The sequence below is a fragment of the Nocardioides montaniterrae genome, assembly GCF_054782655.1.
In genome coordinates, this window is record NZ_BAAGSB010000007.1 from 52977 (window position 1) to 64817 (window position 11841).

The 11841-nt window shown below is 69.2% G+C and carries 14 protein-coding genes; 1 reads left to right on the top strand and 13 read right to left on the bottom strand.

The features are described from left to right. Window positions 1-53: 53 nt before the first annotated feature. The 10 genes from rlmN to rpsB form a co-directional block, all read right to left on the bottom strand. Window positions 54-1196, bottom strand: coding sequence for a dual-specificity RNA methyltransferase RlmN (rlmN, locus tag ACYVJ3_RS11750; protein WP_460853183.1), 1143 nt, complete (start codon window positions 1194-1196; stop codon window positions 54-56). Between the two features lie 33 nt (window positions 1197-1229). Next, window positions 1230-1583, bottom strand: a complete 354-nt coding sequence (locus ACYVJ3_RS11755; protein WP_460853184.1) for a hypothetical protein — start codon at window positions 1581-1583, stop codon at window positions 1230-1232. Next, window positions 1583-2464, bottom strand: coding sequence for a phosphatidate cytidylyltransferase (locus ACYVJ3_RS11760; protein ID WP_460853185.1), 882 nt, complete (start codon window positions 2462-2464; stop codon window positions 1583-1585). Before ACYVJ3_RS11760 ends, ACYVJ3_RS11755 begins: the two co-directional genes overlap by 1 nt. Window positions 2465-2492: 28 nt before the next feature. Further along, window positions 2493-3047 carry a ribosome recycling factor gene (gene frr, locus ACYVJ3_RS11765; protein WP_460853254.1) on the bottom strand — a complete coding sequence of 185 codons (555 nt, stop codon included), beginning with the start codon at window positions 3045-3047 and terminating at the stop codon, window positions 2493-2495. A 60-nt stretch (window positions 3048-3107) separates the two neighbouring features. Next, window positions 3108-3821, bottom strand: coding sequence for a UMP kinase (pyrH, locus tag ACYVJ3_RS11770; RefSeq protein ID WP_460853186.1), 714 nt, complete (start codon window positions 3819-3821; stop codon window positions 3108-3110). A gap of 34 nt (window positions 3822-3855) precedes the next feature. Further along, window positions 3856-4134 (bottom strand): hypothetical protein, encoded by a 279-nt coding sequence (locus ACYVJ3_RS11775; protein ID WP_460853187.1) that lies wholly within the window; start codon window positions 4132-4134, stop codon window positions 3856-3858. After that, on the bottom strand, window positions 4131-5411 hold the full coding sequence (locus ACYVJ3_RS11780) for a TFIIB-type zinc ribbon-containing protein (RefSeq protein WP_460853189.1): 1281 nt from the start codon (window positions 5409-5411) through the stop codon (window positions 4131-4133). The genes ACYVJ3_RS11775 and ACYVJ3_RS11780 overlap by 4 nt, the downstream gene beginning before the upstream one ends. A gap of 1 nt (window position 5412) precedes the next feature. Beyond that, window positions 5413-6612 carry an SHOCT domain-containing protein gene (locus ACYVJ3_RS11785; RefSeq protein ID WP_460853190.1) on the bottom strand — a complete coding sequence of 400 codons (1200 nt, stop codon included), beginning with the start codon at window positions 6610-6612 and terminating at the stop codon, window positions 5413-5415. A 195-nt stretch (window positions 6613-6807) separates the two neighbouring features. Further along, window positions 6808-7617 (bottom strand): translation elongation factor Ts, encoded by an 810-nt coding sequence (tsf, locus tag ACYVJ3_RS11790; RefSeq protein WP_460853191.1) that lies wholly within the window; start codon window positions 7615-7617, stop codon window positions 6808-6810. A gap of 97 nt (window positions 7618-7714) precedes the next feature. Next, the gene (rpsB, locus tag ACYVJ3_RS11795; RefSeq protein WP_460853192.1) at window positions 7715-8626 is read right to left on the bottom strand and encodes a 30S ribosomal protein S2; all 912 of its coding nucleotides are present in this window, start codon (window positions 8624-8626) and stop codon (window positions 7715-7717) included. Window positions 8627-8932: 306 nt separating this feature from the next. Between rpsB and ACYVJ3_RS11800 the strand changes: the two genes are divergently transcribed. After that, window positions 8933-9475, top strand: coding sequence for a peptidoglycan DD-metalloendopeptidase family protein (locus tag ACYVJ3_RS11800; RefSeq protein ID WP_460853193.1), 543 nt, complete (start codon window positions 8933-8935; stop codon window positions 9473-9475). Between the two features lie 4 nt (window positions 9476-9479). Here ACYVJ3_RS11800 and ACYVJ3_RS11805 read toward each other — a convergent pair whose 3' ends face one another. Genes ACYVJ3_RS11805 through ACYVJ3_RS11815 form a run of 3 tightly spaced genes read right to left on the bottom strand, consistent with a single transcriptional unit; the run spans window position 9480 to window position 11776 of the window. After that, entirely contained in the window at window positions 9480-10424 is a 945-nt protein-coding gene (locus ACYVJ3_RS11805; protein ID WP_460853194.1) for a tyrosine recombinase XerC, read from the bottom strand. Between the two features lie 15 nt (window positions 10425-10439). Beyond that, complete coding sequence (dprA, locus tag ACYVJ3_RS11810; RefSeq protein WP_460853195.1) at window positions 10440-11576, bottom strand: DNA-processing protein DprA; 1137 nt, start codon at window positions 11574-11576, stop codon at window positions 10440-10442. Continuing rightward, on the bottom strand, window positions 11573-11776 hold the full coding sequence (locus tag ACYVJ3_RS11815) for a magnesium chelatase subunit ChlI family protein (protein WP_460853196.1): 204 nt from the start codon (window positions 11774-11776) through the stop codon (window positions 11573-11575). The genes dprA and ACYVJ3_RS11815 overlap by 4 nt, the downstream gene beginning before the upstream one ends. Window positions 11777-11841: the final 65 nt, after the last annotated feature.

The following is an 11841-nucleotide window of genomic DNA, read 5'->3' on the forward strand; positions in this document are numbered from 1 at the left end:
CGCCCGATCGCACTTTGGTACGTCCATCGGAGCGGCGTCGGCTGCCGACCGGGCTACTCGCTGGCCGCGAGCTGCCCGCAGGCGGCGTCGATGTCACTGCCCCGGGTGTCGCGGAGCGTCGTCGCGATGCCGGCCCGGTTGAGGCGACGTACGAACTCGTCCATGTCCTCCTCGCGCGAGCGGGTGAACTGCGAGCCGGGGATGTCGTTGAGCGGGATCGGGTTGATGTGCACCCAGCTGGTGCCGCGACCGTTGGCCGAGAGGACCTCGGCAAGCAGGTCGGCGCGCCAGGCCTGGTCGTTGATGTCGCGCATCATGGCGTACTCGATCGAGACGCGACGACCGGTCTTCTCGAAGTACTCGTACGCCGCCGCGACGGTCTCCTCGACCGAGAACCGGGTGTTGATCGGGACCAGCTCGTTGCGCAGCTCGTCATCGGGCGCGTGCAGCGAGAGAGCCAGCGTGACCGGGACGCCCTCGTCGGCCAGCTGCTTGATCCGCGGGACCAGGCCGACCGTGGAGACGGTCACGTGCCGCGCGGAGAGGCCGAGGCCGGCGGGTGCGGGATCGGTCAGGCGGCGTACGGCGGCGACGGTCGCCTTGTAGTTGGCGAGCGGCTCCCCCATGCCCATGAACACGACGTTGGAGAGGCGACCGGGGCCGCCGGCGACCTCACCGGACGCCATCGCACGAGCGCCGACGACGACCTGGTGCACGATCTCGGCGGTCGACATGTTGCGCTGCAGCCCACCCGCGCCGGTCGCGCAGAACGGGCAGGCCATGCCGCAGCCGGCCTGCGAGGAGATGCAGATCGTGGCGCGGTCCTTGTAGCGCATCAGCACCGACTCGACGAGCGAGCCGTCGAAGAGCTTCCACAGCGTCTTGATCGTGGTCCCGCGATCGGCGGTCTGCTGCTTGATCGGGTCCATCAGGTCCGGCAGGAGCGCGCTGACCAGCTCGGCCCGCTGCCCGGCAGGGAGGTCGGTCATCTCCGCCGGGTCGTGCACGAGCCGGCCGAAGTAGTGGTTCGACATCTGCTTGGCGCGGAAGCCCGGCAGGCCCATCTCGGTGAGCAGGTCCTTGCGGCCCGCCTCGTCGAGATCGGCGAGGTGGCGCGGCGGCTTGCCGCGACCCCGCGGCGCCTCGAAGACGAGGGGCAGGGTCTGGAACTGCTGGGGCTGCGGCGCATCACTCATGACGCGCCGATTCTCCCATGGCGACGCCTGTGGCTACTTATCCTTGTTGATGAGGAACCACAGCACGGCGATCGCCACACCCGCGACGACGACGAGGGTCGCGAGGCAGGCGAAGAGCATGTACCTGGCGAACTTCCGGGTGTGCTGCGGTACCAGCAGCCCGATCGGGACGACCAGCATCAGCAGCACGAACGGGAACAGGTCCTCGGCCTTCTTGTAGCCGAACAGGGCCTTGAGCAGAGCGCCGTACACACCCGGAACCACCAGGATGAAGAGCATCCCGCTGAAGAAGCCCGCGAGCGGGACGAACACCGGGTGGTCGCGGTGGAACCAGTCCGGGCGTCGGCTCTTCTCGACCGTCTCCTGTGCCGCCATCTCGCCCGCCATCAGTTGAACACTGCGTAGTGGAGGACGAGCCAGATCGGCGCGATGGTTGCCAGCAGCGAGTCGAGCCGGTCCATCAGGCCGCCGTGGCCCGGGATGATCTGGCTCATGTCCTTGATGCCGAGGTCGCGCTTGATCACGGACTCGCACAGGTCGCCCAGGGTGGCCATGGAGACCGCGATCGCGCCGAGTGCGATGCCTGCCCACCACGGTCCGTCGAGGTAGTAGGTGACCAGCGCCCAGCCCATCGCGATGCACGAGATCGCCGATCCCGCGAAGCCCTCCCAGGACTTCTTGGGCGAGATGACCGGAGCCATCGGGTGCTTGCCGAACAGGACGCCGGCGATGTAGCCACCGATGTCGGAGGCGATGGTGACCAGCACGAAGGTGACCACGCCGGCCACGCCGTCGTTCTCGAACCCGCCCCCACCACGACCGCCCTCGGCCAGCAGCAGGGCCACGAAGGAGCCCAGGAAGGGCAGGTAGATGAGGGTGAACACGGAGGCGGTCGCGTTCTTGACGTAGCCGTCGACACCGCGGTTGAGGAGCCACAGCATGATCACCAGGGCGGTCACCGCGGTCGCGGTCACCAGCGGGCCGGCACCCCAGAAGTACGCCGCCAGGACCATCACGACGCCACCGACCATCAGCGGCTGCTCGGGCAGGTCGATGTCCTTGGCCATCAGGCCACGCCGCAGCTCCCAGACCGCCACCACGACGGCCACGGCGACGATCACCATGAACGCCGGCTTCCAGAAGTAGAGCGAGCAGCCGATGGCCGCCAGCAGGACCAACGCCGAGGTGACCGCGGCCTTGAGGTCGCGGCCGGCTCGGCCGTGATCCTTCTTCGGCGCAGGGGTGGCGTCGGGAGTGGTGGTGCTCATGTCGTCGTGGCGTCGGTGCCTGAGGTCCTCAGACCTCGACCAGCTCGGCTTCCTTGGCCTTGAGCAGCACGTCGATGGCGTCGGTGTGGGCCTTGGTCTGGGCGTCGAGCTTCTTCTCGGCACCGGTGACGTCGTCCTTGCCGACCTCGCCGTCCTTCTCGAGCTTCTCCAGGTTCTGCTTGGCCTTCTGGCGCACCTGGCGGATGGCGATCTTGCCGCCCTCGGCCTTCTCCTTGGCCAGCTTGATGAACTCCTTGCGACGCTCCGCGGTCAGCTCCGGGAAGACACAGCGCAGCGTCTTGCCGTCGCTGGACGGGTTGACGCCCAGGTCGGAGTCGCGGATGGCCTTCTCGACGTTGTTGATCGCACCGACGTCGAAGGGCTGCACGATGATGATGCGCGCCTCGGGCGCGGTGAACGAGGCGAGCTGCTGGATCGGGGTCGGCGAGCCGTAGTAGTCGACCAGGATCTTGCTGAACATCGACGGGTGCGCGCGGCCGGCGCGGATCGCGGCGAACTCCTCGCGGGTCGCGTCGACGGACTTGGCCATCTTGCCGTCGGCCTCGTTGAGGATGTCGTTGATCACCGGTGTCTCCTTCGATATCTGTCTGGTCGCTGTGCAGGTGGCCGAGTCCGTCAGGACTCAGCCTGCGCTGACCAGCGTGCCGATCTTCTCACCATTGACGACCCGCAGGATGTTGCCGGCCGGCTCCATCCCGAAGACGACCATCGGCAGCTTGTTCTCGCCGCAGAGCGCGAAGGCGGTCTGGTCCATGATCCGCAGGCCCTGCTCGATGGCCTCCTGGTAGGTGACCTCGTCGTACTTGGTGGCGGTGGGGTCGAGGTTGGGGTCGGCGGAGTAGACGCCGTCGACGCCGCTCTTGGCCACCAGCACGACGTCGCACTTGCTCTCCAGGGCGCGCTGGACGGCGACGGTGTCGGTGGAGAAGTAGGGCATGCCCATGCCGGCGGCGAAGATGACGACGCGGCCCTTCTCCATGTGCCGGATCGCGCGACGCGGGATGTACGGCTCGGCGACCTGGCCCATCGTGATGGCGCTCTGGACGCGGGTGTCGATGCCGAGCTTCTCGAGGAAGTCCTGGAGGGCCAGGCAGTTCATCACGATGCCGAGCATGCCCATGTAGTCGGCGCGGGCACGGTCCATGCCCCGCTGCTGGAGCTCGGCGCCGCGGAAGAAGTTCCCACCACCGGTGACGATCGCGATCTGGGCGCCGGACTCGGCGACCGCCGCGATCTCCTTGGCGATGGACTGCACGACGTCCGGGTCGACGCCGAGCTTGCCGCCGCCGAAGACCTCACCGGACAGCTTGAGCAGAACCCGCTTGTAACCCGTCACGCAGGCGACCCTACCGGCCGAGGTCGTACGTCGCTCAACTGATCCTCTGTACCCGCTGGCGGTACTTGTCGTCGTTGCCGCCGTCGATGTCGGAGTCGGTCGTCCGGGAGATGTGGTCGACCTTCTCCTCCCCTCCCTGGACGGGCTGGGCGTCGATCAGGGTGTCCCGCTCGAACTCGTGGGTCTTGTCGGTGTTGCGGTAGTAGCGGTAGATGCTCCAGTAGGTTCCCGCGGCACCCGCGGGACCTGCTGCGAGCAGCGCGTAGAGGCCGCCGTGCTGGTCGCTGGAGAGCGCGATCAGGTCGAGGATCATCGCGCACCTGCCACCAGGAACGCACCGACCGCACCCTCGAGGAAGGTGCCGACCGTCATCGCGGCCAGGATCAGCTTGGGCTGCGAGATCGGGATGCTGCCCATGGTCTCCCCCGTGCGTGCGTTGACCGCGATGTAGTGCAGCATGCCGTTGCTCTCCTGCTGGTAGGAGTAGAGCCAGACCGGGAGGTACATCGAGAGCCACCGCGAGCCGCCGACGTCGATCTTCTCCTGCTCCCACCGCACGCCCCGGTCGAACCGGTTGAGCGACCCGTGGACCTGCGAGCGGCCGATCGAGAGCATCTGGTCCTCGAGCTCGGGCTCCATCGAGGACACGTCGCGGTCACGCTTCTCGCTGGTGAACCCGACCAGGTAGCTGGCGTTCCACTGAACGGCGTTCTTGGTGTCGAACGGGAGGATCGAGTTGACGATGTTGTTGGTGTTCCGCTTGCCGAACGTCGCCCGCTCCGCCGAACCCTCGATGGTGAGGTCGTCGACGGTGAAGCTCACCTGGCGCGCCACCTGGTAGACGTCGGCGGCGTAGTAGGTGGTCGTCGTCTTGTTGTCGCCGCTGCCGTGCGTCTCGGTCCAACGGCGGGTCTCCACCTCACCCTTGCCCCAGTAGTCGGCCTCGGCGCGTGCGTCGACGACGAGGTACGGCAGGTAGACGCCCAGCACGTTCTCGGGGACGAACTCCTTTCTGAACCGACGGTGGGCGAACAGCCGGCGCTTGCCCGCGAAGCCGCGGATCAGCTCGACCGCCTCGTCCTTGGTCAGCTTGAAGGGCAGCACCGCATCCGGGACCGCGCCGTTGGCGATCTGCTGGTTGACGTTGAGCGTGTGGCGACACCAGTGGCAGCGGGCGTTCATCGAGTGGGCCGTGTCGACGATGACCTCAGCGCCACAGCCGTCGCACTTGAAGGTGACCTGGTCGGCGACGTCGGCCGCGATGTCCTTCGCGCCACTCGCGATCACCGTGCCCTGGAGCTGGTCGATGCCCTCACCGAGGCCGAACTCCTCCTCGACGCGCTGCTCCTGCCACTCGTTGCGGCAGAACAGGCAGACCAGCTTGCCGGTCGCGGCGTGCAGGCGTACGTCGGTCGACCCGCACTTGGGACACCGGTTGACGCCGTCCTTGAGCGAGGCGTTGACCGTCTCGATGCTGGGCTGGGGCTCAGGTGCGGCCTTCGCCGCGGCGAGCTCCTCGTCCAGCGAGAGCGGCGGACCGTCGAAGGTCGGCTCCTTCGGCTCCGCCGGCTCCTGGGGTTGGTGGGTCATCTCAGAGACCGAGCGCCTTCGCCTTTGCCGCGTCGTAGTCGGCCTGCGTGATCAGGCCGGCGTCGAGCATCTCCTTGGCGCGCTTGAGGGTGGCCATCGCGTCGTCGCCGGCGGCCGGCGCGGACGCTGCCGGAGCCGGGGCCGCGGGAGCAGGCGCCGCCGCGGCGGGCGCCGGGGTGGCCGGCTGCTGGAGCCCGCCGACGCCGATCCCGCCGGCAGCCATTCCCATGCCGATCATCCCGCCGGGGCCGGCGTTCTGGCCGGCCGCCTCCATGCCTGCGGCCACGGATGCCTGCAGGTTGGAGTTGCCGCGCGATCCCGACAGCGCATCGGCCCGCTGGACGTTCTTGAGCAGCTCGCGGGTGGTGGCGTCGTACTCGATGGACACGATCGCGGTCTTGACGATCTCCAGGCCGCGTCCGGTCTTCCACTGGTACGCCGACTCGACCGCCGCCGAGAGCGACTGCGCGAAGCCCAGCGAGTCGCTCTGCAGCTTGGTGATGCGACTGCCCTTGGCCGGGTCGTTGCAGTACATCGAGAAGGCGGGTGCGAGGGAGCTGACGACCTCGTTGAACAGCTGCTCGCCCTGGGGGTTGTCGATGTCGGTGAAGTCGAAGACCTGGCCGCCACCGATCACGCCCGCGGGCACGAAGCTGCGGATGAACGTCAGCGGGTCGGTGATCTTGAGCGTGTAGGTACCGCGGGTGACCGCGCCGACCTGGGTGTTGAGGAACGCGTCGTCCCAGTAGATCTCCGACTGCGTGCCGAACTTGTTGTTCGGGAGCTCCTTGAGCGAGACGAAGACGGCCGTCTGCTGGGTGCCGGGCCGGCCGCCGAACTTGAAGCGCTCCCAGCTCTGCTTGACCACGCTGTCGACCAGGCCACCGCCGGTGAAGACCGACTGCGAGGCGGGCTCGTCGGAGTTCCAGGTGTAGGCGCCCGGCTCGGCGGCGAACCCGGTGTAGGCGCCGTCCTCGAGCAGGACCAGGCCGTAGCCCTGGGGCACGATGAACTTCGAGCCGTTGGTGATGACACCGCTCGAGCCGCGGGTGTTGCTGCCCCGGCCGGCGTTCTGGCCCTGGAGCACCGCCGGGAAGATCGCGGCGGTCGGGCTGACATCAGCCGGTACGCCGTAGAAGTCGACCCACTGGTCGCCGAGCGTGCCGCCGATCGCTCCCGCCGCAGCCTGGATGAGTCCCATGTGCCGATCCCCTCGAGTCCGTTGTCGCGCGCCCGGTCGATCGGGCGCCCGTGTCCGATTCGTCTCCACCGCTCGAACGCCTGAAACCTATCGCGTGGCCGTCTGCCAGGAAGCGGAAAAATGGCGAGGTCCCCGTTCCCACAGGGGAACGGGGACCTCGCCGGTGATCTGGCAGATCGGGTCGTCAGACCTCGATCAGGCGCCGACCTCGAAGCGGGCGAACCGCTTGACGGAGGTGTTGGCGGCGTCGAGGACCTGCTTGACCGACTTCTTCGCCTCGAAGACCGACTCCTGGTCGAGCAGGACGATCTCCTTGTAGAAGGCGTTGATGCGACCCTCGACGATCTTCGCGACGGCAGCCTCGGGCTTGCCCTCCTCGAGCGTCTTCTTGGTCAGCACGTCCTTCTCGGCCGCGACGACGTCCGCGGGGACCTGGTCGCTGGTCAGGAACTGGGCCTTCAGCGCGGCAGCCTGCTGGGCGGCCTGCTTGGCCGCAGCCTCGTCACCCTCGAACTCGACGAGCACGCCGAGCGTCGGGGGCAGGTCGGAGGCCTTCTTGTGGAGGTAGACCGTGGTGTTGCCGTCGAAGTACGCGACGTCGCCCAGCTCGATCTTCTCGCCGATGGTGCGGGCGAGCTCGTCGACGGTCTCGCCGACCGTGGAATCACCGAGCGCGACCGCGCGCAGCTCCTCGATGGTCGTCGCCTTGGCGCCGTTCGCCGCGTCGGCGATGGCCTGGGCGGCGTTGACGAAGGCCTCGTTCTTGGCGACGAAGTCCGTCTCGGCCTTGAGGCTGATCAGGGCATTGCCGGAGGCGGCGACCAGACCCGCGGAGGCCTCGCGCTCGGCGGCGCGGGCGGCGGCCTTGGCGGCACCCTTGACCCGCAGCAGCTCGACAGCCTTGTCGAAGTCGCCGTCGGTCTCGTCCAGCGCCTTCTTGCACTCCATCATGCCGGCCTGGGTCGTCTCGCGGAGCTTCTTGACGTCAGCAGCGGTGAAAGCCATTTTCTTGTTCCCTCGCAGGTTGGTTTTTACGTCGGTGGTGAGAGAAGAGGAGCGGGCTGCCGTCGTACGACGACAGCCCGCATCACATCTCGGTTGATCAGGCCTCGGCCGGAGCGTCGGTCGTCTCAGCGGCAGCCTCGGCGGGCGCCTCGGTCGTCTCAGCAGCAGCGTCGGCGGCGGCCTCGGCCGGGGCCTCGGTCGTCTCGGCAGCGGCCTCGGCGGGAGCCTCGGTCGTCTCGGCCGGGGTCTCGAGGAGCTCGCGCTCCCACTCGGCCAGGGGCTCCTCGGCACCGTTCTCGGCGCCATCGGTCTTGACGCCCGAGCGAGCCATCAGGCCCTCGGCGACGGCGTCGGCGACGACGCGGGTCAGCAGACCGACCGCGCGGATGGCGTCGTCGTTGCCCGGGATCGGGAAGTCGACGTCGTCCGGGTCGCAGTTGGAGTCGAGGATCGCGACGATCGGGATGCGCAGCTTGCGCGCCTCCTCGACGGCGAGGTGCTCCTTGTTGGTGTCGACGATCCAGACGGCGGACGGGGTCCGGGTCATCTCGCGGATGCCGCCGAGCGTCTTCTCCAGCTTGACGTGCTCCCGGCGCATCTGCAGGAGCTCCTTCTTGGTACGACCCGAGCCGGCGACGGTGTCGAAGTCGACGTCGTCAAGCTCCTTGAGGCGGTTGATCCGCTGGCTCATGGTCGTGAAGTTGGTGAGCATGCCGCCGAGCCAACGCTGGTTGACGTAGGGCATGCCGACGCGCGTGGCCTGCTCGGCGATCGACTCCTGCGCCTGCTTCTTGGTGCCGATGAACATGATCGTGCCGCCCTTGGCCACGGTCTCCTTGACGAAGGCGTAGCTGCGGTCGATGTAGGCCAGCGACTGCTGCAGGTCGATGATGTAGATGCCGTTGCGCTCGGTCATGATGAAGCGCTTCATCTTCGGGTTCCAGCGACGGGTCTGGTGCCCGAAGTGGACGCCGCTCTCGAGGAGCTGGCGCATGGTCACAACAGCCATGATTGGCTCTCCTGTGGTGTTGTCAGTTGTTTCCTGACGCCTGCGTGCGGCCGAACCCTCGTGTCTGGCACTCGGGACCGACGGCCGTCACCCACGGGCGGTCGGGATTCGGAGAGAATCCCGTCGTGGTCTGCGGACGTGCGAATTAGCGACTCGGCGAGTCGGTTACGCCCAGAGTAGTCGCACGCGTCCCACGCGTGCCAATCCCGACCACTCCTCATCCACAGGCCTCGTCGGGGGTGCGGTTCCTCCACAGGTCACCGCAGGCGAGTCGCTCGTCAGCGTCGCGACGGGGACCGTGGATCCATGCCGGTCCGTCACCTCGCGCTCGCCCTCCTGCTCCCTGCTCTGCTCGTGCCACGTCCCGGCGATCCGGCTCCCGGGAGCCCCCTGCTGGCGCGTGTCTCCCCCGCGGTCGGCGGCCAGTGGCCGCTCCACCCGGAGCCGACGGTCGTGCACGGGTTCGACCCGCCCTCGTCGGTGTACGGCGCGGGCCACCGGGGCGTCGACCTGGCAGGCCACGTCGGCCAGCAGGTGCACGCCGCGCTCGGTGGGCGCGTCACGTTCGCCGGGATGCTCGCCGGACGGGGCGTGGTGGTCGTCGACCACGGCGCGACCCGTACGACGTACGAGCCGGTCGTCGCGACGGCACGGGTCGGACAGGTCGTCGGTGCCGGTGCGGTCATCGGCCGGCTGACCGCGGTCCAGTCACACTGCTTCCCGGCCGCCTGCCTGCACTGGGGACTGATCCGCAACGCCGACGACGTCTACCTCGATCCACTGACGCTGGTCGCGCAGGCGCCGGTGCGGCTGCTGCCGCTGTGGCGAGACCTGCCGTGGGCGGGCTGACGCCTCAGGCCCGCGGATGCGCCTGCTGGTAGGCCCGCCGCAGCCTGTCGGTGGTGACGTGGGTGTAGCGCTGCGTGGTCGCGAGCGAGGCATGACCCAGCAGCTCCTGGACCGAACGAAGGTCTGCGCCACCCTCGAGGAGGTGGGTCGCGGCCGTGTGCCGCAGGCCGTGGGGGCCCAGGTCCGGAGCTCCCGGTACCTCGGCGATCCGGCCGTGCACCATCGTGCGCACAGCGCGCTGGTCGATTCGGCCGCCGCGGGCACCGACGAAGAGGGCGCCGCCCGAGCCCGCCCGCACCAGCTGCGGTCGGCCCCGCACGAGCCACGCGTCGATCGAGCGCCGGGCGGGGAGCCCGAAGGGCACGGTCCGCTCCTTGCTGCCCTTGCCGAAGACCCGCACGACGTTGCGGTCACGGTCGAGGTCGTCGACGTCCAGCCCGACCAGCTCACCCACGCGCATTCCGGTCGCGTACAGAAGCTCGAGCATTGCGACGTCGCGCAGGCCGACGGCGCTGCCGTCGTCGGCTGCCTGGGCGGCCGCGGCGATCAGGTCGCGGGCCTCGTCGGCCCGCAGGACGCTCGGCAACGTACGCCGCGCCTTCGGCGACCCGAGTGACGAACCGACGTCGCTGGACGTTCGGCCCGTACGGGCCAGCCAGGCCGTGAACACCCGAGCCGCTGTGGCCCGTCGCGCGATGGTCGTGCGGGCCAGGCCCATGGTCTGCTGCTTGGCCAGCCAGCTGCGCAAGGTGCGCAGGTCGAGATCCGCGACGGCATCGATGCTGGAGCGGTGGCCGTGCTCCAGGAGCGCGGCGATGTCGGCGAGGTAGGCGACCACCGTCTTGGGAGCAAGATCCCGCTCGGCGACCAGGTGACGTTCGTAGTCCGCGAGCACGCGCACGAGCGGCTCCGGCAACGCGTCGAAGGCCTCATCGGCCACAGTGGTCACCCACGCATCGTAGGACTATCGATCAGCCTCGGCGGCCAGGCGCCACCCGGCGGTGTCGCGCTCGATCAGGCCCTCCTGCTCGAGGGTCGTCAGCATCCCCTCGACCTCGAGGACCTCCAGCGCCGCGACCCTTGCGATCGAGGTCGCCGGGGCCGCGCGGTGTGCGGGAACGGCGTCGAGCACCTGCCGCTCCACGAGCGAACGCTGGTCGCGGGGGCCCTCGGGGCCCCGCGGAGCGACCGTCATGTTCTCGCCCATCCGGCTGACCAGCTCGAGCACGTCCTCCGCGGAGGTCACCAGGTTGGTGCCTCCCGAGCGGAGCTGGTGGTGCACCCCGACGGACTGACCGCTGGTGACCGGCCCCGGGACACCCATCGCCTCGCGTCCCATCTTCTGGGCCCAGTTGAGCGTGTTCAGCGCACCGCTACGAGCCGCCGCCTCGACGACGACCGTCCCGCGGGACAGCGCGGCGATCAACCGGTTGCGGGCCAGGAATCGGATGCGCTGTGGAGCACTGCCGAGCGGCGCCTCCGAGATGACCGCTCCGTGGGTCCGCAGGTGGGCGAGCAGTCGGGAGTGGCGGGGTGGGTAGTCCCGGTCGACGCCGCAGGCCAGGACCGCGACGGTGGGCCCGTCCCCCGCGACCGCACCCCGGTGTGCGGCGTAGTCGATGCCGATGGCCGCGCCGGAGATGATGGTGAACCCTCGGGCGGCCAGCCCTGCCGAGATGTCGATCGCGACCTGGTCGCCGTAGGTCGTGGAGTTCCTCGCCCCGACCACGGCGACCGAGGCGTCGAGGGTGTCGAGGGTCAGCGGCCCTGCGACCCAGAGGCCGATCGGCACTCCCCCGCGCGCGTCCAGGATCGAGACGCCCCGGAGATCGGCGAGGCCTGGCGGCCACTCCGGGTCGCCAGGGATGACGAAGCGCACGCCCCGCTCCTCGGCGCGCTCGAGCTCGCGGGTGCCGTCGACCCCGTGGGCACGCGCCTGGGCCGAGGCGATCTTCGCCTCCTCGCCGACGCGGGTCCGGATCCACTCCAGGACGGTCGGCGCCCCCTCACGCACCACTGCCTCGGTGAAGAAGAGATCGCCGGGCTCGGCGATCACGCTGAGCGCAGCACGGGCGACGCGGTCGTCGTCGACCCCGCTCATCCGACGGCCCCTTCCTGGTCGACCACCCGGACCACACGCGACGGCAACGGCTCACCCTGGCGGAGCTTCAGCGCGACCTCGACCTCCGGTTTCCCCGGATGGATGTCCTCACCGAGCCGCGCCGACGCCAGGTCTGCGACGGTCCAGGCCAGGCGCAGCACGCGCACGGCGCCGCGGGCGCTGAGCTTGCCGGAGTACATCGCCTGGTCGACGAGCTTGCGCCCGTTCGGGTGACCGACCAGTCGTCCTTGAGCCGTGGACTGGG

What these genes read in the sequence shown, in the direction of transcription:
- ACYVJ3_RS11800 (WP_460853193.1), top strand. Translation starts at nt 8,933, where the DNA reads ATGCCGGTCCGTCACCTCGCGCTCGCCCTCCTGCTCCCTGCTCTGCTC.
- dprA (WP_460853195.1), bottom strand. Translation starts at nt 11,576, where the DNA reads ATGAGCGGGGTCGACGACGACCGCGTCGCCCGTGCTGCGCTCAGCGTG.
- rpsB (WP_460853192.1), bottom strand. Translation starts at nt 8,626, where the DNA reads ATGGCTGTTGTGACCATGCGCCAGCTCCTCGAGAGCGGCGTCCACTTC.
- ACYVJ3_RS11780 (WP_460853189.1), bottom strand. Translation starts at nt 5,411, where the DNA reads ATGACCCACCAACCCCAGGAGCCGGCGGAGCCGAAGGAGCCGACCTTC.
- ACYVJ3_RS11760 (WP_460853185.1), bottom strand. Translation starts at nt 2,464, where the DNA reads ATGAGCACCACCACTCCCGACGCCACCCCTGCGCCGAAGAAGGATCAC.
- ACYVJ3_RS11815 (WP_460853196.1), bottom strand. Translation starts at nt 11,776, where the DNA reads ATGTACTCCGGCAAGCTCAGCGCCCGCGGCGCCGTGCGCGTGCTGCGC.
- rlmN (WP_460853183.1), bottom strand. Translation starts at nt 1,196, where the DNA reads ATGAGTGATGCGCCGCAGCCCCAGCAGTTCCAGACCCTGCCCCTCGTC.
- ACYVJ3_RS11755 (WP_460853184.1), bottom strand. Translation starts at nt 1,583, where the DNA reads ATGGCGGGCGAGATGGCGGCACAGGAGACGGTCGAGAAGAGCCGACGC.
- tsf (WP_460853191.1), bottom strand. Translation starts at nt 7,617, where the DNA reads ATGGCTTTCACCGCTGCTGACGTCAAGAAGCTCCGCGAGACGACCCAG.
- ACYVJ3_RS11775 (WP_460853187.1), bottom strand. Translation starts at nt 4,134, where the DNA reads ATGATCCTCGACCTGATCGCGCTCTCCAGCGACCAGCACGGCGGCCTC.
- ACYVJ3_RS11785 (WP_460853190.1), bottom strand. Translation starts at nt 6,612, where the DNA reads ATGGGACTCATCCAGGCTGCGGCGGGAGCGATCGGCGGCACGCTCGGC.